The sequence below is a fragment of the Marinomonas sp. BSi20584 genome (assembly GCF_002792415.1).
GTDB lineage: Bacteria > Pseudomonadota > Gammaproteobacteria > Pseudomonadales > Marinomonadaceae > Marinomonas > Marinomonas polaris.
Genome location: NZ_KZ454868.1, coordinates 155,676 through 180,150, shown reverse-complemented (window position 1 = coordinate 180,150; position 24,475 = coordinate 155,676). Strand labels below are relative to the sequence as shown.

Sequence of the window (24,475 nt, the reverse complement as noted above, 5' to 3'; positions counted from 1 at the left end):
TCCTATCTTGTTTTTTCTGAATCACTATTTTTCAAGTAATTTAAGAATTCTTTTTCAGCTAACGGAATATATCTATCATAAAAGGTTTTATCTTTTTTCCCATCTTTGCGGCCACCACATAACAATATGGCTTTCCTTGTTGGGTCAAAGGCATAAAAGACACGATAAGGCTTTCCTGCATGCTGAACTCTCAATTCTTTAAGGTTCTTTACCTTATTTGTTCCTTTTAGAGAATCTGCATAGGGTCGTGCTAATTGAGGACCTTTAATCTCTAATACATCAACCATTGATAGCACGTCTTCTTGCTCTTTGTCCGTCAAGCCAAGAAACCATTGTTCGTATTCGTCGGTTATTAATATCTCCCAAATCATAAGCAATCCTTGCTGTCTTTATGATCAAAAAATACGCTTTAACGTATATACTGTCAAGAGTATATTTTAAAACCCTGAACCTGTTAGATTCGTTTGTGAATAGAGTTATGAGATAGTTTTTTGTCTATTCCCATTTATACCAATGTAATAAGATGACTGAAATGGATACCGTTCTGGTTAACCAACACCGCATAGGATGAAAACGACCATGTCCAACTACGACAAGTTAACGTCACACTACCAAACACTCAGCCATTTTAACCACGCTCAGGCCATGCTGGGCTGGGATGCGGCAGCGAACATGCCATCTGGCGGTAGCGAAGCACGTTCCAATGCTATGGCCGAGTTATCGGTTCACATTCACCGACTATCGACACAACCTCAGCTAGAAGAGTTGTTTGGTAACGCTGAGCAAGAATCCTTAAGCACAGAACAAAAAGCCAGCCTACGGGAAATGAAACGCCAATGGCAGCAAGCCACTGTCGTTCCAGAAGACTTAGTACAAGCACAATCCATCGCGGGTTCCAAATGCGAACATGCGTGGCGCTCCCAGCGTCAAGAAAACGATTGGACAGGCTTCGAGAAGAACTGGAAAGAAGTCGTCGCCTTATCTCGTGAAGAAGCGAAAATTCGTGGCGCTGCATTAGGTCTTACGCCTTATGATGCCATGCTCGACAAATACGAGCCGGGCACTACAACCGAGTCGCTTAACACCTTATTTATCGATGTAAAAACCTGGTTACCAGAACTGATTGAAAACGTACTGGAAAAACAGAAATCGGAATCCATCATATTGCCATCAGGCACTTTCTCCACCGCAACGCAAAAAGCCCTCGGCTTAGAAGTGATGAAGTTGCTGAAATTCGACTTTGACCGCGGCCGACTAGACCAGAGCGTGCACCCATTCTGCGGTGGCGTACCAACAGACGTGCGCATTACTACACGTTATGATGAGCAAGACTTTGTACAAGCCTTAATGGGCATCGTTCACGAAACTGGACATGCGCGCTATGAACAAGGTTTACCAAAAGCGTTTGCCGGATTACCAGTCGGCGAAGCACGTTCCATGGGCATTCATGAGTCTCAGTCGCTTTTCTTCGAAATGCAAATTGGTCGCAGCAAGCCGTTTATCTCTCACTTGTCACGACTGTCAGCCGACGCTTTTAGCGCACACAACGACCCTGTGTTTGCCGAAGAAAACCTCTACAAAATCTACACCCAAGTAGAAAAAGGCTTTATTCGTGTGGATGCGGACGAACTAACCTATCCAGCACACGTCATCATGCGTTACGAGATCGAGCGTGACTTGATCAACGGCGTAATAGAGCACACCGACGTACCAGCATTGTGGGATGAGAAAATGAAAGCCGCTCTTGGCATCTCCACCAAAGACAACTACAAAAACGGCTGCATGCAAGACATCCATTGGACAGATGGCGCATTTGGCTACTTCCCAAGCTACACACTTGGCGCCATGTACGCGGCTCAATACAAAGCCACCATGATACAAAACGTTGACTTCGAGGCAGCTATCCAAAGCGGCGACCTAAGCCCCATCTTCCAATGGCTCAGCGACAACATCTGGACACAAGCCTCGCTCCACACCACGGATGAACTCGTCAAACGCGCCACAGGTGAAACCCTAAACGCCGCGCACTTTAGAAAACACCTAGAAGGGCGGTATTTATGACAGATCTGTTCCCTCCCTTTTCTTCAAGGGGAGGGCTAGGGAGGGGTTATTGTTTTGCTTTTATCTTAACTTGTCGAACACCAAAGTCCACGTAGGCCTGCATGAGGGAGGCACGACCGTAATCAGGCGTTGAAAACTCATAATTACCGTCTACCTTATCGACATGCACATGATCTTTCGCGCCCCTTAATTGACCGAGCCTTCAGGGTAATTATGGGCAAAATGACGAATCCCCCTTATCTGCTCATGGTTTATAAAATTTGGTCAAGAGGGCTATTGGTTCCCGCAAAATGCTGACCTATAACATGAGTATAAATTTGTGTTGTCGATACATCGTTATGACCTAACAATTCTTGAACGGTTCTTATGTCTCGCCCTGCCATGAGTAAATGAGTCGCAAAAGAATGTCGGAAAGTATGACAATTAACTCTTTTTTCATTGATCCCTGCCTTGTTGATCGCTTTTTTCAACGCCTTACGAGGCACAGAATCATGTAAATGGTGCCTGCATAGTTCACCAGTCAAAGGATGTAGACTTATTGATGTAGAGGGAAATAAAAACATCCAACTTAATTGACGAAATGCGTTTGGGTACTTTTTAGACAGCGCAAAGGGCAAAGATGGGCCATATCCCTTGGCGTTGTCATTTTGTTGGATTTGTTGAGCATAGGATTTTTGTTTGTTTAAAGATTCGGCTAATTTACGGCTAAGAATGGTGGTTCTGTCTTTGTTGCCCTTGCTGCACCGAACGGCCAAGCTGCCCTGATCCAAATTAATATCTTGGATGCGAATCCGCAAACATTCACTAATCCTAAGCCCCGATCCATACTGCAATGAAAAAATCAAATGATCCCGTTCATTCAAACAGCTTAGGATTTTTTGAATTTCATTGAGATCCAAAACAATGGGCAAACGTCGACCTTGTTTAGCATGTTGGAAGCCTAAATCTCCTAATGGTTGATCCAGTAACTTGTTGTACAAAAAGGCGAGGGCATTCAAGGCTGATTTTTGGGTGTTAATGGCGACATGTTGCTCAACGGCCAGAAACGATAAAAACGCTCTTACTTCTTCTGCGCCCATGTTTTGAGGGTGTTGCAACTTATGAAAACGAATAAAATATTTAATCCAATACAGGTAAGACTTCTCTGTTTTTAAGCTATAACCGCGTAGGCGAAGTTCATTACGAATAAAATTGAGGAAAGGGCTAGAAGACATCACACACTCCTTGTGGATAATTGATGAGAGCTGTACAAATATACAGTTTATTTTTGTGGCTGCCAACTTATGGCCCGGTTTGCCAGTTTTGAGTAGTCCTATTTTGCGTATTTGTACTAGTAGTAAGCCAGAAAGTCTTTTAGTATCAATCAACAAGATAAAACAAAGCCCATATAACGCGCTGTGGGTAAATGTGTAAACCCGCATGCTCGGATTTCCAATTAACCAGCCTGTGGGAAAGGTTAAAAAGTGCCATAGAATCAGTTTTTTATAGGGATTTATATGGAAATTAAAAACAGTGTAGATGCGCAAGCGCACTATTAAAATGTTAAGCACAATCGAGTGCGGGAATATTATCCAACATAAATATGAAGAAAATATCAATTATCGGGTCCGGAGGATCTGGGAAATCCACTTTAGCCAAAAGTCTAGAGGCGAAATTAGGTATAGAGGCCTACCATTTGGATTCTTTGTTCTGGAAGCCAGGCTGGGTAGAAACAGGGCGTGATGAGTGGAGATCCATTCAGGAATCACTCTGCGCCAAAAGCGAATGGATTTTGGATGGTAACTATGGTGGCACAATTGATGTACGGCTGAAGAATAGTGATACCATCATATTTTTAGATATAAATCGATATACTTGCCTGTTTAGGGCCATCTGGAGAAGCATCAAATCATACGGGAAAACCAGGCCTGATATGGCCGAGGGCTGCAAAGAACAATTTGATTTTGGTTTTGCAAAATGGATTCTAGACTATCCAAATAGTAGAAAGCCAAAGATGCTAGAGCTATTACATGCATTACCAAACGACAAGAAGGTAATTATTCTTAGGTCGCCGAGAGAAGTTAAAAGATTTCTGGAAAATGCTTAACAATGCAAATCAGTCTGACGGCTTTTCCGTTCCTTGTTTAGCGGTTTAACGCTACGCTACCGCAAAACAATCCACTACAAAGCCGCAGCTGTTTGCGGCGTTAAATGGTAACTCTATGAAACCAGCAGCACTATTAGTTCATGTTTGCGACTGGGAGAAAGGCTTTAACTGGTACCAGAAAGCCTTCCCCAGTGCGGTCCCAGTGGATTTCCCTGACTTTGATTTCAGAGCGTTGCAGATGCAGGGTTTCATGATCGAGGTTGTTCGTAGCGACGAAAAGGTCCCGAGTGGTAAGGCTGGAACAGTTTTGTATTGGTCTGTTACGGATCTTGTAGAAGCAATCGAGCATTTTAGGGCGCTCGGGTCTGAAGTTTATCGAGGCCCCATGCAAATTGAAAATGGGCTGGGTATGTGTCAGGTCACCGACCCCTTCGGGAACCTGATCGGCCTGCGAGGCCCATTTAACAAGGCCAATCACGGCGACCGCTAACGCGTCGCGTGTTGGCGACGTTAGCTGTAAACTGAAAATGGAGAGAAATCAGTGAATATTAATGATATTAGAGCGTTTGTTCCTAGCAAGGATTATGAGTTATCTAAATCATTCTACGTGGCTTTGGGGTTTGATGGTGAGAGTGCAGGAGAGGCATTAACAATATTTACCAAAGATGGCTGTACTTTCTTTCTCCAGAAATATTACAACGAAGAATTTGCAAATAATGTAATGTTACAACTCATAGTAAATGACATTAACGAAAGCTACGAATTAATTTCTGAAATCAAGATTGAAAACGTAAGGCATAGCGAAATCAAGGTAGAGCCTTGGGGTAAAGTAATTTATTTGTGGGGCCCATCTGGTGAGCTATGGCATGTCACTGAGTTGCGCAGCTAACAAGTGTTTCCAGCGGACAATTTTTTCATTGCGCCTTTTGTGGTGTGTACCACAAAAGTCTCCATTACAAAAACCCCGCTGAAACAGGCGTTATAGCGCAGAGCAATATTCAACTAAGGGCACTAGATGAGTGATAAAGTAAAAGTAGCCTTGAACTGGCTGAAAAGTCTTTTGGAATCGGAGAATATCGAATACCAAATTGTCGGTGGTTTAGCGGCAACGATTCATGGTGGTAGTCGTGAAATTGCAGACATTGATCTCTATATCCACAATTCAGATGCAAATAAAGTACTAGCTCGCGTTGCCCAGTATATTTCTAAGCCACTTACACACTACTCCGAATATGGCTGGGATTTAGAGTATTTTCAGTTAATCTATCGAGATCAAAAAATTGAAATAGGCTTGGCTCAAAATACCAAAATCCAATCAGCATTGGGCGGTTCGTGGCATCAACTGGAAATCGACTTTTCAAAGTCAGTTGTCAAAAGCTATGAAGGCATCGAATTACAGGTAATTCCAATTCATCAACTGGTAAAGTACAAGCGAATATTGCGTAGGGAAGTAGACCTAATTGACATTCAGCAGCTAACTTCAAGTTCAGCGCCATAAAAGACACTGTTATACATCAAGGGAGATATAGTAGTTATGGAAAACAATAGAATAGAACTTGAAGAGTTTGTAAGTCATATTAAGAAAAGTTACGGGGAAATAGTTTTTCTTGATGCTGTTGAAGTATTGACCTCTCAAGAAATTATTTATGAAGGTCAGTTCCCTTTTCTAGATGATGCGACAATGAGGGAACGCAATTTTGAAGTTCAGATGTCTATATTCGAAATGTATGGATACAAATGGCGGGAGGAAACACTTCCCGGAATGTTCAATGTTCCTGGTGAAGGTTGGATGAATTGCTTTTATAAGAGAGATGGAAGGTTTAGTAGTATTAAAGATGTCGAGAATGAAGTTGTTCAATACTTCACTAAAAAAATTAATAATGTATAACAAAGCGTTCAAAATCAGTCGCTACGCTCCTTGGGACCTCAATAGCTTCGCTATTTCGGCCCTTTAACGCGGCGTTAGTATTTAGGGTCAGATGAAAAATTAAGATATTAGAGCGTTTTTTATCTGACTCTAAATTCAATAGGTAAATATGTATGAAGTTTGATTTCCACTTGGGAACGATAGATGAGATTTTAGAGGTTGATACTCAAATACCTGAATTTGATGGTAGAACAACAGCAAATAAATTAATGGCTAAATTAACAGGTAAAGTGCACTTAATACTCATTGCAAGCCATAATAAGAAGCCAATTGCATACAAAATTGGTTATGAGGTTTCTGATACAGAGTTTTATAGCTGGCTTGGCGGAGTTGATCCAAATTATAGAAAACAAGGTGTTGCCACTAAGTTACGAGAGCAGCAAGAATTATGGGCTCTTAATCATGGCTATAGTGCCATTAGTGTAAAATCGATGAATCAGTACCAAGCGATGTTACAGTTGCTAATTTCTAGTGGATACCAAATATCAGGTTACGAAGATAACGGTTGTACTGCCAGTAGTAAAATTAAGTTTATCAAACAGTTAAACTAACAGACATAGTTAACGTTTCAAGCAGGGACTAACAAAGGACGGGTAAGGAACGAATATTAGAACCATAAAAAAATAGCCCTTTTTATCTGGTTCTAAATCCCGCGATTGATGCTTTTCGTTTGGGCGATTTAAAGCCCAAGTCTGCAAATCCTCTTTAAAGCTTTTTTAATTTATTGTTTTTGTTCAACTGGTATTCGTCAAGGTCGTTGGCGAGAAACAGGTTGCCCGAATAATGAGCCTTGGCTTCTTGATAAATGTCCACGATGGAAGGGGATAGGTTCGGGTTGGCTTGGTAGCGAGGGCTAAAGTGCGTTAACACTAAGTTGGGGATGTTAACTTGCTCGGCAAAGGTCGCTACAAGCTCTGCGTAACTGTGGCCGTAGCTGTTGCCTGACTTCTCAACGAGGTCTTTGGTGTAGGTGGCTTCATGAACCAGTACACTGGCGCCATGGCTTATTTGAGCCAATAGCTCTGGCTGGTCATTGTCGCCTGCAACTATGATTTTTTGCGGGTTTTTATCGTATAGCAAATAGTCTTCACAATGGATTAGTTTGCCGTTTAGTTTAACATCTTGCCCCTTTTGTAACTGCCCCCAATGTGGGCCTCTGGGGATGTTATGCCGCTCCAGTTTTTCCACATCCAAGCGCGGGTTGATGTCTTTTTCGGTAAAACAGTAGGCATATGAAGGGACTCTGTGAGATAGGGCGACCGTTGCCACACGAACCTTTCTGAATTCGACAGATGGCAGATCATCAGTACAGACAAACTCAATTTCATAGGGCAGATACAATTGCGTATGTTGCTGAGTCGCTTCCACCCATTCTTTCACACCACTTGGTGCCATAATTTTTAATGGCGCCTTGCGGCCATTCATGGCGGCGCTTGCCAATATGCCTGGCAAGCCATAACAGTGATCGCCATGAATGTGAGTGATGAAGATGGCTTGTAAGGCATTGATCGATAAATTGGTATGAAGTATCTGATGTTGCGTTCCCTCACCACAATCAACAAGGTACCAGCCATTGCCTCTTTCTTCGCGTACCGCGAGGCCGGTTACATTACGAGTTTTGGTGGGAACGCCTGCCGACGTTCCGAGAAAGACAATATTCATTTTTTACCTTGATACATAAAGACGGTTTATCTTGCCTAAGCCTAATGCTTTCATGACCAAGCGGCAATCTCGGGTTGTATACACGGCTTATTGTTTGCTTAGATTCAAAAAACACACATCCGTCGCTGCTAAGAATTGTTATCTTCTAAACACTTCCTGAGCTAAAATACCGACCTTATTCGTACTTTAATACAAGAGATTTATAAATGACCGCATTTGATACAAAAGTGGAAGAGCTGATTGCTAAGCATCCCCATTTAACCAAAGACGAAGCCATCAAAATTGTCACTGAGAAAAATAGCCGTAAGAAACAGAAGAGAAATGAAAGATCAAATAAAGGCGGTGCAAACAAGGGTTAGCAATACGGTATATAACACTTTGTAAACACGCGGTTTCGAAGTTGTGCCTTAGTACATTCTTGGCGAAATGACACAGCAGAAAAAAGGCCCCTTTGTCATGTTGCAAAGGGGCCTTTTGCTTAATGTCGTTTAACTTGCCATGCGGCTTGCATTGAAAATTTCAATCCAATAACCGTCAGGGTCTTTAATAAAGGCAATGTTATTCATCTTGCCATCGCTTAGTTTTTTCTGGAATGGCACACCTAGCGTTTCAAAACGCTGACACGCGCCTTCTAGATCGGGCACATGAAAACCAATGTGACCAAAACCACGAGGATCACTGTTACCATTGTGATATTGCGTATTGTCTGCGTTATCATCCCAGTTATGGGTAAGCTCTAACATGGCAGGGCGACCAAAGGTTTGCGCGGTTCGTACCGAATCATCGTTACTAATATCGGAAAAATCTTCACCGTGAGTCAGAAAATACAAACTGAATTTCATGTCTGGAAAATCGAGTTTCTTTAATAGCGTCATGCCCATCACTCGGGTATAAAAATCGAGTGTGCGTAAAGGATCGGCAATGCGCAACATGGTTTGGTTGAATACAAACCCATTCGTTGCAGGGTCTTTTTCTTCACACAAGCCCTCGGCTTGTTCAAAATGACGACTCATATTTGTACTCCCGTGTGGTAATAAATGTATAACTTAGGAGCTGGGGGCTGGCTGCGAAATTCCAACCCCTTATGACCTTAATTCGTTAGTACTCCAACGCCATCTCTGCCATTTTCATGGTGTTTTCAAAAGATTCACAGCCTGCGATAAACAAGCCGTTATGACAGAACATGGCATCGTCTAAACCAGTTACGTCTTGCAGTTCTTTATCAGACAATCCAGCCCACGGCGCGGGAAGTTTTTTACGGTCTTCAAACGAGCCTAGTTCGACTGGCACGGTTTGTATGCGCCATTGTCCTGTTTGAGATGGGTAAACCATGAACAAGGCATCTTGCGATAACCTAAGAACCGTAGTTTTCCATGGTGTGTATTGTTCTAACACGATGACTCTTGGATCTTCGGCTTTTTCGATTGCGTTGGCGACGATGGTTTTTGCGTTTACGCCACCACTGGCAGCGGCAATGAATCGAGTTAATATGCGAGATGCAAAGGCAACCGCTTCATCGAAACAGGCATCAAAATCGCCTTCTTCTTGCCATGTAGGATTAAACATAGAGATGGTTTGGCTCAGGCTAATGCCTGTTTGTACGCCTTCTACGTGTCCGCAATCTATGGCGTCGATGGTAGATACTAAATTTTTATCCAGTGAATTAGCGACTTCTTGATTGCCTGCGCATATTTCTAGGCCGTACTTTTGCCAAATCAAACCAAATGATGAAAACGGGATGCCGTTTTCGCGTGCGCCTGCGCCACCTTTCTGGTGGTGATCAAAACGGCCTTTGTCTGCGTCGTATATACCGCCTACGTCTACCACAATGTCGGCTTTGGCTATGATGTCTAAGTCACGTGTACGTACTAATTCTACAGACGGAAAAATGCTTTTAAGTGCGGCTACGGCAAATACGTCGTCTGCATGAAAGTTTGCATTGTGCGTTGCGATTACTTGAGTTTGTTCGGTCATTCTGTAGTCTCTTTTATTGATATCATTTCACTTAACAGCACACACGTCACTTCACAGTACATACGTACCAAGGGTCGGCATTTTACGGGGTTTTAATGATGGGTGACACCTTTCGTTTCAACCGTATCTCAGACAAGCTTACGTAAAAGCCAATAAGAATAGTGTGGAACCACTGAATTTGTCGGAAAAGGGTAAAGATAGTCTAGGCGTTGTGTTGCTCGCTCTGTGCTTATTGTTAAGCTGAAAAAATAGGAATATGATTCCTAAAACCTTAGGGGAGTAGTCTCTCAGCTTTGTCTGAGATAACCGTCAACAGTCTCCGAACAATCGTTCGTGGCGGTTATGTCCAGTTTTCTGGATTGACCAGACTTAAGGCAAGCGTTGTTCTCGGGGTGGAGGGCATTGCTTGCCTTTGTCTCTTCCACCCCGAGGGTAAGACTGTGTTTCCTATCATTGCTTTTCTAACTTTCGTGTTTTGTTTGTCGAGATCATTACGATTTCTGTCCACTGTTTTTTATACATCGTCTTTTTCCTTTATCCGTGAGGCAACCCTATGACGCTCGCTATTTTAGCCTTATTAGGTGGCTTTGTTTTGTTGGTGTGGAGTGCGGATCGTTTTGTAGAAGGGGCGGCCGTTACGGCAAAATACGCAGGTATGCCTCCATTGCTGATTGGTATGGTGATTGTTGGTTTTGGTACCTCGGCACCAGAAATGGTGGTGTCTGCGATGGCAGCAATGGATGGTAATCCTGATCTTGCTTTGGGTAATGCGCTTGGCTCGAACATTGTTAACACGGGTCTGGTTCTAGGTGTGACGGCAATGATTGCGCCGATTATGGTGCAATCTAATATTGTTCGAAAAGAGTTGCCCTTGTTGTTGTTAATTGGCTTGTTATTTGGCTATTTTATTTGGGATGGGTCATTAACGCGCTTTGAATCTACGCTCTTGCTTGTTGGTTTTTTTGCCTTGGTTGGTTGGAGTATATTTTCTGCCATGAAGGGCAAAGGCGATGCGCTAGAAAGCGAAATGGAACAAGAGTTGGTTACTCATGCGATGTCTATCAAAAAGGCCATTTTTTGGTTGGTTTTTGGGCTTGTTCTTTTGATCGTCAGCTCTCGTGTGCTTGTGTGGGGAGCGGTTAACATTGCTCACCTATTTGGTGTGAGTGATTTGATTATCGGCCTTACGATTGTTGCATTGGGAACGTCACTGCCAGAACTGGCGGCTTCCATTATTGCCGTTAGAAAAGGTGAACATGATATTGCCATTGGTAATGTGGTTGGTTCGAACATGTTTAACCTACTGGCAGTAATAGGGATTGCGGGTACTATATCGCCAATGACAAACTTGTCTGCCGATGTACTGTCACGCGATTGGTTGGTGATGATGGGGATGACGGTTGTGTTATTAATTATGGCATATGGTTTCCGTCGAGCTGGTCGTATTAATCGCTATGAAGGAGCCGTTCTGTTGCTCGCTTTTGCCGCTTATAATGTCTGGTTAGTCTCATCAGTCATTGGGTAATATAAAATTTTATCGGTCAGACAGGAATTAAGAAGAGAAGTCTATGGAAGAGTTATTCGCTCAATTTTGGCAAAATCATTCCAACACAATTATTGCTCTTGGTTATAAAATTGTATTGGCAATCGTAATATTCATAGCCAGTTCATACATAGCAAAAGCTGTGCGAAGGGCAATACTGAATACGAATTCTAAGCTTAATAAGCTAGATGCAACTTTGACACCTATATTTTCAACCGTCGTAAGTTATGCGGTTTATGTTATAGGTGGCGTGTTTATTTTAGATATATTTGGTGTCAATACGGCCAGTCTTATTGCCTTAGTTGGTGCGGCCGGTTTGGCAATTGGATTAGCGTTAAAAGACACATTAAGTAATATTGCCGCGGGGATTATGTTGCTGATATTGCGGCCATTTCGAGCGGGTGACTTTATTGAATTTGGCTTTACGCAAGGAACGGTAAAAGAAATAAATCTATTTACCTGCGTTTTTGAGACCGTCGATGGCTTATATATCGCTTGCCCTAATAGTGTTTTGTGGGGTGGCCACATTAAAAATTTCACTCGAAATGGTAAGAGACGAATGGATATTGTTGTCGGAATATCTTATTCGGATTCTATTGATGTAGGTTTATCTGTGCTTAGGCAAGTGGCGGTAGGTGAGCCTCGACTCTTGGTTGATCCTGTTCCTCAGGTAATGGTTGTGTCTATGATGGACAGCTCGGTGAATATTCAACTTAGAGCGTGGGCAAAAACGGATGACTATTGGCCGACTTACTGGGACTTAAACAAACAAGTTAAAGAGTCGATTGAAGCGGCAGGCTTGACGATTCCGTTTCCTCAACGAACGCTGCATGTTGTTAGTGAGCCTAGCGCGCAGGCTTTGAAAGAGAAGAGTACAACGCGGAATTTATAATGTGATGGGAAACCGCTAGGTGATTCTTCTAGCGGCTTCTTCTACTTTGCAAAGCAGTTCTAACAGCTTTTTCTGGTCAGATTTACTTAGTGTCTTTAGCAGTAATTCTTCTGTAGAAGTGGCGAGTACAACGACTTTTCCATAATGTTCTCGGCCGACGTAGGTCAGGGAAAACTCGACCAAGCGACGGTCTTGTTCATTGACGATTTTTTGCACCCAGCCTTTGCTACACAGGCTTGTTCCCGCCCGAGACGCTGCGACTCTATCTAAGCCGATGGCTTTTTCCAAATCTCTTACTGAGAGCTTGTCATACTTACCTAAGTGAGCCAGCACGCGCCATTCAGGAACGGTTAATCCATATTGATTTCTATATTTACGAGCCAAGGCTTCGGATGTTTGCTGAGCGGCCTGATTAAGGCGATATGGAATGAAGTTATTTAGATCAAACATTTACTTACCTTTTCTAAGACTCTTTAAACATCAAAAATATACAAGAGCGTGTGCTTATGGACCGCGATAGAGCCTAGTGTAAAGCTTAACTTGCAAGCAACCTATAAAAAAATTTGCCTACAAAAGCAGCTTATTCATTTCAAATGAAATGAGTTGACTCGTTTCATTTGAAATGATTATATATATTTTCACTTACTATTTCGGCTTAAGTCATGTCTTATCTCAGCGGCTTTAGAAATTATCATTCGACCGAGGCGTTAGCGGGCGTTTTGCCTATTGGACAGAACAGTCCTCAGCGCTGCGCATTTGGTTTATATGCAGAACAGATCAGTGGCTCTGCATTTACGGCACCCCAAGGGCACAATCTACGTAGCTGGATGTACCGCATTAGACCCAGTGTTGCGCATCGAGCTGACGGAGACTTGGTTGAGTTCGTTAACTGGGTATCTCAATCAGACGAAAGCAATACGCAAATTGCCTTTGATCCGCTTAGATGGAATCCATTGGCGGCTGTAGAAGGGCATTGGGTTGAGTCTGTTCGCACCTTAACTATCGCAGGCTCTGCAAGCTCGCAAATTGGTATGTCAGCGAGTATTGCTACATTGTATGAGCAGCAACAGCCTGTATTACAAAACCATGATGCAGAAATGTTGGTCATGCCGATCAGTTCCTCTATTAGCTTGCGGACTGAGTTTGGTGTGCTGGATATTGGTGTTGGCTCGCTTGGTGTTATTCCGCGTTCTGCATTTGTTGAATTAAGTACTGAAAATACAACCCAAATTTACTTGTTAGAAAATTATGGTTCACCTTTTGAATTGCCTAATCGCGGTGCCATAGGCGCGAATGGTTTGGCGAATGAACGTGACTTTGAATATCCAACGGCGAGCTTTGTAGAGCAACAATCAGCAACTTGGGTGATTGAAAAGAGAGAAGGGCGCTTTCGTGAATTCACCCTTGAACATTCGCCATTTGATGTGCTTGGTTGGCATGGAAATCATGCTCCTTATCGATATGATTTGAGACGCTTTAATACTCTTGGCTCGATAAGCTATGATCATCCTGATCCTTCGATTTTTACGGTTCTGACGTCACCAAGCCAAACTGCCGGTGTGGCAAATATAGATGTGGTGGTATTTGGTGATCGTTGGTTGGTTGCTGAAAATACCTTTCGTCCACCTTGGTATCATCGTAATGTCATGGCTGAGTTTATGGGATTAATTTACGGTACGTACGACGCTAAACCGAATGGTTTTTTGCCTGGAGGTGCTAGTCTTCATAATGCTGGTTCGCCACATGGCCCTGATTATGATGCGTTTTCAAAAGCATCAGCGTCAGAATTGACTCCCCATAAATTATCAGGAACACTCGCGTTTATGTTTGAAACCAGTGCGCCTCAGCGAATTACCCACTTTGCAGCGAATGCGACTGAACGTCAAAAAGACTATGTCGGCTGTTGGAAAGACATTCAACCAGCTAGCCAAATTATTAAAGAGTTCAACGTACCGGATAACAAAAGTAGGAACAACAAAAGTACGGACAGCCACAATGGGTAATCTTTGCTCTGGGCGTCTACAATTATCTATTGCACTCCACTGGTCTCGAAGTGTGCGGGGAATTGCTATTCCGCCGCCTTCACAGGCTTAAAATCATTGCCTTTTAAATACATTATTTTCCAAATATAACGATAAATAGGAATACAGAAATGGCAGATTTATTTGAAAACCCAGTTGGATTAGACGGTTTTGAATTTGTAGAGTTTGCAGGCCCCAACCCAGAGAAAATAGCGGAAGTGTTTCAGCTTATGGGGTTTGAATTAGTCGCGAAACACCGTTCGAAAGATGTCGAGCTTTATCGACAAGGCGGCATTAATTTTATCTTAAATAAAGAAAAAGGCAGTGAGGCCTATTACTTTGGTCAGGAACACGGCAATGCCGCAGCAGGCATGGGGTTTCGTGTTAAAAATGCACACAAAGCCTACGAGTATGTTCTATCTAAAGGTGCTAAACCAATGGATATTCCGACTGGTCCTATGGAACTTAGGTTGCCTGCAATCAAGGGGATTGGTGGCGCGCCTATTTATCTAATCGACCGTTATGACGATGGTTTATCCATCTATGATATTGATTTCGAGTTCCTGCCAGATGTAGATAAAAAGCCTGTAGGTCATGGCTTTTACGAGATTGACCATCTGACTCACAACGTCTACCGAGGTCGTATGGCCTATTGGGGGCGCTTCTATGAAACCTTATTTAACTTTCGTGAGATTCGTTACTTCGATATCAAGGGTGAATATACTGGTTTAACGTCACGAGCCATGACGGCTCCCGATGGGAAAATTCGTATTCCCTTGAATGAAGAAGCAGCTGGTGGCTCAGGTCAAATTGAAGAGTTTCTGATGTCATTCAATGGCGAAGGCATTCAGCATATTGCTTTGCGCACAGACAATTTAATGGCCAGTGTCGATTCCTTGCGTGCCAGCGGTATTCAGCTGATGACGGCACCACCGGAGACCTATTACGACATGCTGGAAGAGCGCCTTCCTGGTCATGGTGAAAAGGTCGATGAGCTGAAAGCGCGCGGTATTTTGTTGGATGGCACTATCGATGGCGCGCCACGATTGTTGCTGCAAATATTCTCTACCAATCAGTTAGGCCCAGTGTTTTTTGAGTTTATCCAACGCAAAGGCGATGACGGTTTTGGGGAAGGCAACTTTAAAGCCTTGTTTGAATCTATAGAGCGCGATCAAGTAGCTCGTGGCGTCATCGAAACTAACGCGTAAAGGATGAAGTGATGGAAAACGTTGGTACGCTTTATTCTTATTGGCGCTCTTCTGCAGCCTATCGAGTCAGAATTGCGCTTGCTCTAAAGGGGTTATCTTATGACACCGCTTTCGTTCACTTGGTTAACGGCGGCGGTGAGCAGCATTCCCCTGAATATAAGTCGTTAAATGCGCAAGGCTTGGTGCCGAGTTGGCAAGATGAAGAGGGCGTACTAACGCAATCTTTGGCTATTATCGAATACATCAATGATTGCCATCCTGATACGCCTTTGCTTCCCGCAGCGCCTTTTGCGCGCGCCAAAGTCCGTGCGATGGCGCAAGCGATTGCCTGTGAAATCCACCCGATTAACAACTTACGCGTTCTTAAATACCTTCGTACTAGTGTGGGTTTAGACGATGATGCGGTTAAAAGTTGGTATCAGCATTGGGTGAGCGAAGGCTTGGGCGCCTTGGAATTAATGGTCGAAGATGACGGTTTTTGTTATGGCAACACGCCATCGCTTGCGGATATCTGTTTGATTCCTCAACTGTATAACGCTCGTCGTTTTAACGTCGACTTAACAATCTATCCCAAATTGTATCGTATCGAAGCCAACTGTCTTCAGCTAGAAGCATTTAAGCAAGCGGGGCCAGAAGCCCAAGCTGATGCACAACTGTAAGTGAGTTAAATATGATAAATACTAAACAAAGTCACCTCAAGGAGATGTTCTGTGAATACCAATCGCATTAACAGCTGGTTGCCGAGCGCTAACATGGCAGGTTGCGAATTTCCCTTAGCGAACTTGCCTTATGCAGTCTTTTCCAGTGCCGATCAAATACATCATATTGGCGTCGGCATCGGCGATAAAATTGCTAATCTGAACGCACTTGAAGAAGCTGGGCTATTGGATAGTTTGGATCATAGCTTGCGTGACGCCGTCAAACAAAATGCTCTGAATCAACTTATGGGGCTAGGTCATACACAATGGCATGCGCTGCGTCTTCGATTGACCGAATTGTTCAGCAATAGCGCTTACCAAGACAAAGTAGAGCCTTGCTTGATTCCTCAGTCAGAGGTTGTTTTTCATTTGCCTTGCCAAATTGGTGACTACACAGATTTTTACACTTCTGTGCATCATGCCACACGAGTTGGATCATTGTTTCGCCCAGATAATCCGCTTTTGCCAAACTACAAATGGATACCGATTGGCTATCATGGTCGAGCGTCTTCCATACGTGTGTCGGGCGAAGCCTTTAAGCGTCCTGCAGGGCAGTTAAAAGCACCTGACGCCGAGCGTCCAGTATTAGAACTCTGTAAACGTCTTGATTATGAATTAGAGCTAGGGATTTTTATTGGCAAAGGTAGCCAGTTAGGAACGCCTATTTCAATGGCCGACGCTGAACAGCATGTTTTCGGTGTGTCCATGTTTAACGACTGGTCTGCTCGCGATATTCAGGCATGGGAATATCAACCTTTGGGACCATTCTTGTCGAAAAACTTCTTTTCTAGTCTAAGTCCTTGGGTAGTACCGATGGCAGCGCTGGAACCTTACCGCTGTGATTGGACGCGAGATGCTGAAGATCCTCAACCGCTTGATTATCTAGACTCTAAAGCTAATCGCACAAAGGGCGCGATAGACATCAAGTTAGAGGTTTGGATAGAAACGGCCAAAATGCGAGCGAACAATCAGCCCGCTGAACGCCTTGCAAAAAGTAACTTCAAAGACTCCTATTGGACCATTGCGCAAATGGTGGCCCACCACACCGTGAATGGATGTGATCTAAAACCGGGAGACCTATTTGGCAGTGGTACTCAGTCTGGTCCAGATCTCGAAGAGTCCGGTTCTCTTCTTGAGCTCACCGTAGGTGGAAAGAATCCCATTACATTGAGTAATGGCGAGCAACGTACCTTTGTTGAAGATGGCGACCGAATTATTCTGAAAGGTTACTGTGGAGACGATCAACTAAGAATTGGCCTAGGGCAGGTGGATAACCTTGTTCAGGCTGGCAACAAGCCTTAATGACTAGGCTTGTTTTTATATAGCATCAAGCTAAATATCTAAAAAAATAGCTCTGGTTCCAACGAACTAGAGCTATTTTTTATCTTATTCTACATACGGTAAGCTTAATAAACTGCTAGAAATAGGTCATTACTTAAAGGTTATTACTGCCAAATTTCAACTCGGTTACGGCCTTGCTCCTTGGCTCGATATAAGGCTTGGTCGGCGAGGCGGAGTAAATCTTGATAGCTCTCTACTTGATGAGCAAACGCCACGCCCATACTGACCGTCATGGTTAAGTCGGCTGCGATGTCGCTATAGTCATAGGTTTCAATACAATGACGTATATTTTCGCAATAAGCCGCCACATCTGCATCATTCATATCTTTAATCATTAAGGTGAACTCTTCGCCGCCCCAACGAGCAGCATGTATCTGATGATCGGCAAGCAGTTTTAGCTGTTTAGCGAGCGCCTTTATCGCCTTATCTCCAATCAAATGAGAATAATGGTCATTGATTTTTTTGAAGTGGTCGATATCCATAATAACCAAGGCGAGCGGTGTTTGTTGCTGCTTGGCTTGAATAAACTTGTCGCTGAGCCATTTGTCAAAAGCACGTCGATTTGGCAAGCCAGTTAACTTATCTTCATTGGCTTGACGCTGGAAATCTTCCGATTGTTGACGCAATGCATAGGTTTGTTTTTCGACTAGGGCTTTTAGTTTTAACTCACTTTTTTGCAATCGTTGTACGCGCCATTTTATGCTACCAGCAAGAATGATCAGCACCAAAAGCGCTAAGCCGATCTGTACCTCTAAGCGCTGCCAGAAGTGGGGTAAAATAGTGAACTCATAAACTTGATCAGCATTATTCCAGTCACTATATGGGTATCGGGCACTGACCAGAAACTTATATTTACCCGGTGCTAAATTGGTGTATTCGGCAATGGTATTTTTGCCCCTAGAAGCCCAGTTATCTTCAAAACCTACTAGCCTTGTCCGATATTCAATACGGGAAGACATGATGTATCCGAGTCCTGCATAGTTAAATACGACTCTATTAGTACCTGCAGGTAATATGTTTTGCTGATTGGCAGACAGTTCAAATCCGTCTGCCAATATAGATTCTATGGTGAGAGGCAAGCGTGTTGTGTTTTTTTGCGAGATAGTGGAGCTGTCTATCATGGCAACACCTTTAGAAGTGGCAAACCAGAGCTTGCCATTGTCCATAGCAACCGCTGCAGGGTTCGAGCCGCCATTTGCTTGAGCGCTTGCTAATCCGTCACTTTCTGAATAATGCTCAAACGCAATCTCATTTTGGCGACCATCAGCCACAGCATGAGCCTCATGATAGTCGACTCGCCAAATGCCACGATTACTGGTTAGCCAAAGCCCATTAGTACCGTCATAAACTACTTGGAATAGTTTATCTATGGGCAAGCCTGAGCGCCGTCCAACCAAGCCTAGCTGTCCATCTTGTTGGTTATATCGAATTAAGCCGCGGTCCGTAGCAATCCAGACATAACCTTCCTCCATCCAGAAGCCAAAAGCATATTCAGCCTCTTCGAGGTTATTAATAGGAACAATTTCAAAACCATTGGATGTTAATTTGGCAACACCCACTCCAGTTCCTACCCAAATTTGGCCTCGGTCGTCTTCCGCCAATGCCATGATGTAATTGTCAGGTAGGCCATTATTGCGAGTGAAAATTTGTTGCTGGCCAGCGGCATTTCGTTGCACAAGGCCATTGGTTGTACCAATCCATAAATTGCCGTGACTGTCTTCTAAAATGGATCTGACTTCATCGCTGGGTAATCCATTTCCATGATCAAACTGAGGGATTAATTGCTGATCTTTCCAGAGCATTAGACCATTAAGATAAGTGCCTACCCAAATACCACCATCATGCTGCTTAGCAAAGCTAAGGACAGAAACAGGAGCGCTATTATTAGCGCGCGCATTACGGGCGATATTGTTATGAATAAGGCTAAGGCCTTCACTTGAGCCAACCAGTACAGTATCGGAATCAATGTCGATAACGCTGCGAACATAATCGCCTACTAGATTGCGGCTCTTAGTCCAAGTAGTAAAAGGCGCTTTGCGCAGACGCACCAAACCGCCATTAGTGCCAATCCAAATGCTGCCTTCGAAGTCCTGTAATATGGATAACACACGATTATTCGGCAAACCAGAATGAGTATTTAGTCTTTCTATGTGGCTATTGCTGATCTTTATAAGGCCATTCTTGATAGTACCTAACCACAGGTTGTTTTCGTCATCTTCCATTAGAGCGCTAATGGCTTCACCTGCCAAACTAGGATGTACAATGCTGGCTCTATTATCTTCTAAAATAAAAGCGCCTCGTTCAGTGGCCACCAATAGACGCTTGTCGTGAGTTTCCAGAATGGAATAAACATGTAACTTTGGTAGATTGAACTTAGTTAATATGTCTTGTTTGTCTTGCCCATTTAGATGATATAAACCTTCTTCAGTTGTCGCCCAAATTCGACCTTTACTGTCTTCAAGTAATCGGTAAGCACTAATGTTCTGCAATACCCAAACTTCTTCAGTGGCAACATTTTCAATACTTGGCTTTGGCCGATGAAAAACGCCCAACCCTTCAACGGCTATCCAAAGGTCGCCGGAACTGTCTTTGAGCACGTTATTTACCATACTTGCAGCAGCAGATTGTGGCTGCCAGAGATTACCTTGGCGATACGTAATGCCACCTCTCACTCCAGCAATCCACAAGCCATTATCAGAGTCTGATACGAGAGTTCGAATACCTGAATCTAAAATGCCCGTTTTATCCGAGCGCTCATAAAAACGAAAATCACGACCATTGTAACGGGCAACACCTTCCCAAGTTGCAAACCATATATAACCATCAGAAGTTTGCGCGATGGCATTAATACTGTTGTGTGGAAGGCCTTCATGAGTAGACCAAGTGTCTTTGAAATAATCTGAAAGAGGAGTAGAGGTGTTCGCATGAGCCACATTCAAAGCGCATAACAACACAATTCCTAACCATAATGGCATTGTTCTATGCGAATAGATAAGCGTCATTTTTCCCTCATACTTATACAGATTAATAACATCGAGCCTGATTGTTATTCACTATCAAAACATCTCTAGGTAGCGATATATACAATATATTGGTTTGCGAGTTTTAATATAAATTGAACACTAAGACTAGATGAGAATCAGTCTTAGAAAATTGGCCGAATATTACCATAAAGATTTTGAATGCAATGTTTCTAAATGTTAATGAAATGCCGAGTACAGCTTGAAACTTCGTGGAAATTACACCTTATTCGCGAAATATTACAGAACTTGTATTAGGTTATGATTAATAAATTCTGCTTATGACTAATGTCTAGAATATATCGCAAAAAAAAGCAGAGGGAAGTTGATGGATTTTTACTGGAAAGGAGGAAATAAAGGGAAAGGGCCAGTACATCTGTTTATTAGCACTTAAACGTCTCAGAGACAGGTTAAATCGCGATTAACTTTTACGTTCTAACTTGTCTCTGATGGTTTTTAGCTTAAGGTCTTGATTTAAGACTTAGTAACATTTTGCCTCTTTATTCTGCGCAACCAAGGCTTCATAAATCGGCAGATTTTTTGGCAAATTGGCTTGTAAATTTTTAATACGATTAGAGTTTGATGGGTGAGTCGACAACAACTCAGGTGTTTTACTCTCGCCGCCAGCACTCATATTACGCCACAACTGAACGCTTTCTCGCGGATCAAAGCCCGCTTCCGCCATGTATTCTAAGCCTAGTAAATCGGCTTCTGATTCATGCGAACGGCTGAAAGGTAAAATAATACCGACCTGCGCACCAAGCCCCAATGCTTGGAAAATTGCAATTTTCTCTGGTGATTCCTCACCACTCAACTGATACCCTAGCGCCAAAGCTTGGCTAGTCGCCAACTGAGTCGAAACGCGCTCATTACCGTGTCGCGCAATCACGTGCGCCAACTCATGCCCAACTACTGCCGCCAACTGAGATTGATTGTCCGCTACTTTTAATAAGCCAGTATAAACACCCACCTTATAGCCTGGCAGAGCAAACGCGTTTACCTGCTCATCGTTAAACAACACAACTTCCCAATCTTGATTACGATATTTATCCGGTAACACCGCAATTAGTGTATCCGCCACACATTGTACCTGTTCACGTAACTTCGCATCCGATGATGCAGGCGTTTCCTTCTTCATCTCAGTAAAAGACTGAATACCCATCTCATTCATTTGACTGTCTGGCAGCACCGCAAACTGCTTACGACCTGTAGGCGAAGAACTACAACCCACCATCACAACTAACACCGCCGCCAGCGCGGCCTTAAAAGAAACCTTTATAAACACCATCGTAAAACCGCCTTGAAAACTGCTGGACTGTTGGATATGGATGTCATTATAGAGAAGGGTTTTTGTTAGAAGCAAATAGATATGGGATTTAGTTTGTTAAAGGTTTTGTCAGGACTAGGGCAAGTAGTGGGTAGCGTCATGTAGGATCTAACATGACGTTCTTAAAATGCGTTTTAAATTGTTCTGCTGCTTTATTGAAGACTCACTTAGAATTGTAAACGATTCTTTACAATACCAAGATCTACTTTGAGTTAGGATGTAAATATGCCAAGGGGAAGAGCATATTGTTAATGAAAGGAAAGTGACTGAAGTATTGAGATGCATAGGATGCATTTCGTTCCCTTAATATAAGCTTTGGTTGAGTAATATCTTGAAGCAATTACAGACTGCATTTTTTTATTTTATTTCGTTGTTTTTTGCTACAGCATTATTGTGCTTGCCGGCAAACGTATCTGCGCAGGATATGAATTTAGGTGACGGTTGGGAATATGCGTGGGGAGACTCTGCGTTTAATTCTGATGGTGTTCCCTTATGGACGCAACAAAATAGCCTAGCTGATTGGCAACCCATTGCTTTTCCTGCCGATCCACCTGCTCGTAGTGCTCACGATAATGTTTGGTTTCGTATAAAACTTCCGCAACATGTTTATAGAGATCCTGTATTTTACGCGTCCAGTATAGATTTATTGGCTGAAGTGTATTTGGATGGTGAGCTTATTTATAAACATGGTCAGTTAGATCAGAATGGTGTAGGTGTATTTGCTGGTTGGCCTTGGCACATGATTACTCTGCCTGAGAATTTTGCGGGCAAAACACTCTATTTTCGGGTGTATTCAAATTATATAAATATTGGCTTTTGGGGAGAGCGAAAGCTCACCGAGCGAGTTGATGCCCTGAAACAAATTATCGAAGAGTCATTGCAAGGTTTTATAGTCGCTGGCGTGACCATTTTTATTGCGTTAATGGCGGCTATTTTTGCCATGTTAAAAGGTCAGCGTCGCCAATTTCTGAATGTATGTCTCTTTTCTCTTGCGGCAGCGGGACTAGTGTTGGGAGACATTCCAGCTATGAAGCTCATTTGGGATCAACCCTTACTTTGGAACTATATCGGTGCGTACGCGTATTTTTTACTCCCAATTCCAATGTTTATGTTGTTGGCTGAGTGGTTATCAGATGCCGGTTTAGAGGTTCGTCATTTTCAGTGGCTCTGGCGTGCTCATTTTGTGTTTTTGTTGTTAGCAGCAATTGGAAGCGTGTCTGGCCTCCTTCATCTTACTCAGCTTTATCCAGCATTTGATGGCATGTTTATCGTGACGTTACTCCTGCTGGTAGTTTTTGTTCTATTGGTGTTTAACCGTGTTCGTCTGGAGCAAAAATTACTTATTCTGGCTTACTTTGGTTTTTGCTCTGTAATGATGCTTGATATGGCGGTTGCACATAATTGGATATCATGGAGTTCTGTTCCTGTTTCTAGTGGTGCGCTGCTATTTTCTGTAGCGATCATTGGTTTGTCTTTTAACCATTATTTATCTACTCAAAGAAGATTAGCGAAGCTGAATATATCATTAGAGTCTAAAGTCATTGAGCGTACCGAGCAGCTGAGCATTATGGTAAAGCAAGAAGCATTACGCGCTAATGGTTTGTTATTTCAGCAAGAAAAACTTGAAATTGTCAGTGATATTATCTTTGAACTTGAAAGCTGCCATACACTAGAAGTAGGAATTGAAAAGATAGCCAATAACATCGAAGCACTTTGTGCGCCTTTTTCTGGTGTATTTAGCATTGCGGTTACAGATGAATGGCGAAATGTTCACAGCTGGGGAGATGTCATAGACGCTCCTTTCTTTGATATTACCGCTCTGATCAAGCCTAAGTTTAATAACGAGAAGGGGTTCTTTCCTTTTAGAATCGTTAATCAGCAAGGTTCTGTTCGTTACGTCGCGATGCTGCAAGTGCTGGTAACAGAGGAACTTAATGGTTATACCACTTTGCACTTTATGAAATTGCTAAAGCGAGCCATAGAAAAAATCAACATTACCTTAGCAAATATAGCCCTACGTGAGGAACTGCAACGCTTTTCCTATGAAGACGAGCTCACAGGGTTAAAAAATCGCCGCTTTTTCTCTGAGGTTATGGAATGTGAAATTGTATCTGCTGAAAAAAATCAAGAAGCGTTGTCTCTACTGATATGCGATATCGATTACTTTAAAAAATTCAACGACACCTATGGTCATCCTGCCGGTGACGAAGCACTGAAAACCCTCGCTAGCTTACTGAGTCACTTTTTCCATGAAGGTGATATTGTTTGTCGTTTGGGGGGAGAAGAGTTTGTCGTTGTTATGCCCAGAGTCACAAGTGAAAACTGCTTGCGCAAAGCCGAGCAATTAATAGCTGCTGTTGAAAAAACTCAGATAGAATATGAAGGAAATTTGCTCGAAAATATCACCATATCCATTGGCATCTCAAGCTGGCCAGAGCTAACGTCAGATCCGCGACAATTATTTCAACAAACAGACTCTGCCTTGTATCAAGCCAAAGAAAGTGGCCGCAACTGTATTCGCGTGACGGCAAAGTAGAGCGAGCGATTTTCAGTAAGCTAGTACAAACGCCTACCATAACATCATCATCAAACCGCCTTGAAAAAATGCGTGAACTGTTGGATATAGCAGCCTTTATAGAAAAGGACTGTTGTTAGAAGCAAATGGATATTGGGTTTAGTTTCTTAGCCCTATCTTTTATTTAGCCATTGTCAGAA

Annotated in this window: 24 protein-coding genes; 15 read left to right on the top strand and 9 right to left on the bottom strand. The window is 43.0% G+C overall.

The window, feature by feature from the left end:
- Window positions 1-2: 2 nt before the first annotated feature.
- Window positions 3-371, bottom strand: coding sequence for a type II toxin-antitoxin system RelE/ParE family toxin (locus TY87_RS00890; protein ID WP_100185660.1), 369 nt, complete (start codon window positions 369-371; stop codon window positions 3-5).
- Between the two features lie 208 nt (window positions 372-579).
- Between TY87_RS00890 and TY87_RS00885 the strand changes: the two genes are divergently transcribed.
- Window positions 580-2,061, top strand: a complete 1,482-nt coding sequence (locus TY87_RS00885) for a carboxypeptidase M32 (protein ID WP_100185659.1) — start codon at window positions 580-582, stop codon at window positions 2,059-2,061.
- 46 nt (window positions 2,062-2,107) lie between these two features.
- Here the strand turns inward: TY87_RS00885 and TY87_RS22880 are convergent, their stop codons facing one another.
- Window positions 2,108-2,230 carry a hypothetical protein gene (locus tag TY87_RS22880; RefSeq protein WP_269777497.1) on the bottom strand — a complete coding sequence of 41 codons (123 nt, stop codon included), beginning with the start codon at window positions 2,228-2,230 and terminating at the stop codon, window positions 2,108-2,110.
- Window positions 2,231-2,312: 82 nt separating this feature from the next.
- A complete protein-coding gene (locus TY87_RS00880; RefSeq protein WP_100185658.1) occupies window positions 2,313-3,275 on the bottom strand; it encodes an integron integrase in 963 nt (320 codons plus the stop codon).
- A 368-nt stretch (window positions 3,276-3,643) separates the two neighbouring features.
- Between TY87_RS00880 and TY87_RS00875 the strand changes: the two genes are divergently transcribed.
- The 6 genes from TY87_RS00875 (at window position 3,644) to TY87_RS00850 (ending at window position 6,625) form a co-directional block, all read left to right on the top strand.
- Window positions 3,644-4,147 (top strand): DNA topology modulation protein, encoded by a 504-nt coding sequence (locus tag TY87_RS00875; RefSeq protein ID WP_100185657.1) that lies wholly within the window; start codon window positions 3,644-3,646, stop codon window positions 4,145-4,147.
- A gap of 115 nt (window positions 4,148-4,262) precedes the next feature.
- Complete coding sequence (locus TY87_RS00870; protein WP_100185656.1) at window positions 4,263-4,637, top strand: VOC family protein; 375 nt, start codon at window positions 4,263-4,265, stop codon at window positions 4,635-4,637.
- Between the two features lie 51 nt (window positions 4,638-4,688).
- Window positions 4,689-5,036 carry a VOC family protein gene (locus tag TY87_RS00865; protein ID WP_100185655.1) on the top strand — a complete coding sequence of 116 codons (348 nt, stop codon included), beginning with the start codon at window positions 4,689-4,691 and terminating at the stop codon, window positions 5,034-5,036.
- A 126-nt stretch (window positions 5,037-5,162) separates the two neighbouring features.
- Window positions 5,163-5,645 carry a putative signal transducing protein gene (locus TY87_RS00860; RefSeq protein ID WP_100185654.1) on the top strand — a complete coding sequence of 161 codons (483 nt, stop codon included), beginning with the start codon at window positions 5,163-5,165 and terminating at the stop codon, window positions 5,643-5,645.
- A 36-nt stretch (window positions 5,646-5,681) separates the two neighbouring features.
- The gene (locus TY87_RS00855; protein ID WP_100185653.1) at window positions 5,682-6,035 is read left to right on the top strand and encodes a hypothetical protein; all 354 of its coding nucleotides are present in this window, start codon (window positions 5,682-5,684) and stop codon (window positions 6,033-6,035) included.
- 152 nt (window positions 6,036-6,187) lie between these two features.
- A complete protein-coding gene (locus TY87_RS00850) occupies window positions 6,188-6,625 on the top strand; it encodes a GNAT family N-acetyltransferase (RefSeq protein WP_100185652.1) in 438 nt (145 codons plus the stop codon).
- A gap of 154 nt (window positions 6,626-6,779) precedes the next feature.
- Here the strand turns inward: TY87_RS00850 and TY87_RS00845 are convergent, their stop codons facing one another.
- Window positions 6,780-7,736 carry a ribonuclease Z gene (locus TY87_RS00845; protein WP_100185651.1) on the bottom strand — a complete coding sequence of 319 codons (957 nt, stop codon included), beginning with the start codon at window positions 7,734-7,736 and terminating at the stop codon, window positions 6,780-6,782.
- 206 nt (window positions 7,737-7,942) lie between these two features.
- On the opposite strand from TY87_RS00845, the gene TY87_RS22580 reads away from it, so the two are divergent.
- A complete protein-coding gene (locus TY87_RS22580; protein WP_175550774.1) occupies window positions 7,943-8,095 on the top strand; it encodes a hypothetical protein in 153 nt (50 codons plus the stop codon).
- Window positions 8,096-8,224: 129 nt separating this feature from the next.
- Here TY87_RS22580 and gloA read toward each other — a convergent pair whose 3' ends face one another.
- Window positions 8,225-8,749 (bottom strand): lactoylglutathione lyase, encoded by a 525-nt coding sequence (gene gloA / locus TY87_RS00840; RefSeq protein ID WP_100185650.1) that lies wholly within the window; start codon window positions 8,747-8,749, stop codon window positions 8,225-8,227.
- Between the two features lie 85 nt (window positions 8,750-8,834).
- Window positions 8,835-9,710, bottom strand: coding sequence for an MYG1 family protein (locus tag TY87_RS00835; protein WP_100185649.1), 876 nt, complete (start codon window positions 9,708-9,710; stop codon window positions 8,835-8,837).
- Window positions 9,711-10,263: 553 nt separating this feature from the next.
- On the opposite strand from TY87_RS00835, the gene TY87_RS00830 reads away from it, so the two are divergent.
- Window positions 10,264-11,235, top strand: coding sequence for a calcium/sodium antiporter (locus tag TY87_RS00830; RefSeq protein WP_100185648.1), 972 nt, complete (start codon window positions 10,264-10,266; stop codon window positions 11,233-11,235).
- Window positions 11,236-11,278: 43 nt separating this feature from the next.
- The gene (locus tag TY87_RS00825; RefSeq protein ID WP_100185647.1) at window positions 11,279-12,145 is read left to right on the top strand and encodes a mechanosensitive ion channel family protein; all 867 of its coding nucleotides are present in this window, start codon (window positions 11,279-11,281) and stop codon (window positions 12,143-12,145) included.
- 15 nt (window positions 12,146-12,160) lie between these two features.
- On the opposite strand, the gene TY87_RS00820 is transcribed toward TY87_RS00825, so the two are convergent.
- Complete coding sequence (locus tag TY87_RS00820) at window positions 12,161-12,595, bottom strand: MarR family winged helix-turn-helix transcriptional regulator (protein ID WP_100185646.1); 435 nt, start codon at window positions 12,593-12,595, stop codon at window positions 12,161-12,163.
- Between the two features lie 212 nt (window positions 12,596-12,807).
- On the opposite strand from TY87_RS00820, the gene hmgA reads away from it, so the two are divergent.
- From hmgA to fahA, 4 genes are all read left to right on the top strand, one after another.
- A complete protein-coding gene (hmgA, locus tag TY87_RS00815) occupies window positions 12,808-14,148 on the top strand; it encodes a homogentisate 1,2-dioxygenase (RefSeq protein WP_100185645.1) in 1,341 nt (446 codons plus the stop codon).
- Between the two features lie 149 nt (window positions 14,149-14,297).
- A complete protein-coding gene (gene hppD, locus TY87_RS00810; RefSeq protein WP_072840037.1) occupies window positions 14,298-15,374 on the top strand; it encodes a 4-hydroxyphenylpyruvate dioxygenase in 1,077 nt (358 codons plus the stop codon).
- Window positions 15,375-15,385: 11 nt separating this feature from the next.
- Window positions 15,386-16,033: a maleylacetoacetate isomerase gene (maiA, locus tag TY87_RS00805; RefSeq protein ID WP_100185644.1), complete on the top strand. Its 648-nt coding sequence runs from the start codon at window positions 15,386-15,388 to the stop codon at window positions 16,031-16,033.
- A 51-nt stretch (window positions 16,034-16,084) separates the two neighbouring features.
- Window positions 16,085-17,374 (top strand): fumarylacetoacetase, encoded by a 1,290-nt coding sequence (gene fahA / locus TY87_RS00800; protein ID WP_100185643.1) that lies wholly within the window; start codon window positions 16,085-16,087, stop codon window positions 17,372-17,374.
- A 143-nt stretch (window positions 17,375-17,517) separates the two neighbouring features.
- Here fahA and TY87_RS00795 read toward each other — a convergent pair whose 3' ends face one another.
- Entirely contained in the window at window positions 17,518-20,415 is a 2,898-nt protein-coding gene (locus TY87_RS00795; RefSeq protein WP_100185642.1) for a ligand-binding sensor domain-containing diguanylate cyclase, read from the bottom strand.
- A gap of 499 nt (window positions 20,416-20,914) precedes the next feature.
- A complete protein-coding gene (locus TY87_RS00790) occupies window positions 20,915-21,721 on the bottom strand; it encodes a M48 family metallopeptidase (RefSeq protein ID WP_100185641.1) in 807 nt (268 codons plus the stop codon).
- Between the two features lie 370 nt (window positions 21,722-22,091).
- Here TY87_RS00790 and TY87_RS00785 point away from each other — a divergent pair, with 370 nt between their 5' ends.
- A complete protein-coding gene (locus TY87_RS00785; protein WP_157789857.1) occupies window positions 22,092-24,296 on the top strand; it encodes a GGDEF domain-containing protein in 2,205 nt (734 codons plus the stop codon).
- Window positions 24,297-24,475 lie beyond the last annotated feature (179 nt).

Coding starts and splice junctions, on each gene's coding strand:
- TY87_RS00855 (WP_100185653.1), top strand. CDS start 5,682: ATGGAAAACAATAGAATAGAACTTGAAGAGTTTGTAAGTCATATTAAG.
- TY87_RS00835 (WP_100185649.1), bottom strand. CDS start 9,710: ATGACCGAACAAACTCAAGTAATCGCAACGCACAATGCAAACTTTCAT.
- TY87_RS00885 (WP_100185659.1), top strand. CDS start 580: ATGTCCAACTACGACAAGTTAACGTCACACTACCAAACACTCAGCCAT.
- TY87_RS00795 (WP_100185642.1), bottom strand. CDS start 20,415: ATGACGCTTATCTATTCGCATAGAACAATGCCATTATGGTTAGGAATT.
- TY87_RS00850 (WP_100185652.1), top strand. CDS start 6,188: ATGAAGTTTGATTTCCACTTGGGAACGATAGATGAGATTTTAGAGGTT.
- TY87_RS00890 (WP_100185660.1), bottom strand. CDS start 371: ATGATTTGGGAGATATTAATAACCGACGAATACGAACAATGGTTTCTT.
- TY87_RS00820 (WP_100185646.1), bottom strand. CDS start 12,595: ATGTTTGATCTAAATAACTTCATTCCATATCGCCTTAATCAGGCCGCT.
- TY87_RS00870 (WP_100185656.1), top strand. CDS start 4,263: ATGAAACCAGCAGCACTATTAGTTCATGTTTGCGACTGGGAGAAAGGC.
- gloA (WP_100185650.1), bottom strand. CDS start 8,749: ATGAGTCGTCATTTTGAACAAGCCGAGGGCTTGTGTGAAGAAAAAGAC.
- TY87_RS22580 (WP_175550774.1), top strand. CDS start 7,943: ATGACCGCATTTGATACAAAAGTGGAAGAGCTGATTGCTAAGCATCCC.
- TY87_RS00845 (WP_100185651.1), bottom strand. CDS start 7,736: ATGAATATTGTCTTTCTCGGAACGTCGGCAGGCGTTCCCACCAAAACT.
- TY87_RS00875 (WP_100185657.1), top strand. CDS start 3,644: ATGAAGAAAATATCAATTATCGGGTCCGGAGGATCTGGGAAATCCACT.
- hppD (WP_072840037.1), top strand. CDS start 14,298: ATGGCAGATTTATTTGAAAACCCAGTTGGATTAGACGGTTTTGAATTT.
- hmgA (WP_100185645.1), top strand. CDS start 12,808: ATGTCTTATCTCAGCGGCTTTAGAAATTATCATTCGACCGAGGCGTTA.
- TY87_RS00790 (WP_100185641.1), bottom strand. CDS start 21,721: ATGGTGTTTATAAAGGTTTCTTTTAAGGCCGCGCTGGCGGCGGTGTTA.
- TY87_RS00825 (WP_100185647.1), top strand. CDS start 11,279: ATGGAAGAGTTATTCGCTCAATTTTGGCAAAATCATTCCAACACAATT.
- TY87_RS00830 (WP_100185648.1), top strand. CDS start 10,264: ATGACGCTCGCTATTTTAGCCTTATTAGGTGGCTTTGTTTTGTTGGTG.
- TY87_RS00860 (WP_100185654.1), top strand. CDS start 5,163: ATGAGTGATAAAGTAAAAGTAGCCTTGAACTGGCTGAAAAGTCTTTTG.
- TY87_RS00880 (WP_100185658.1), bottom strand. CDS start 3,275: ATGTCTTCTAGCCCTTTCCTCAATTTTATTCGTAATGAACTTCGCCTA.
- maiA (WP_100185644.1), top strand. CDS start 15,386: ATGGAAAACGTTGGTACGCTTTATTCTTATTGGCGCTCTTCTGCAGCC.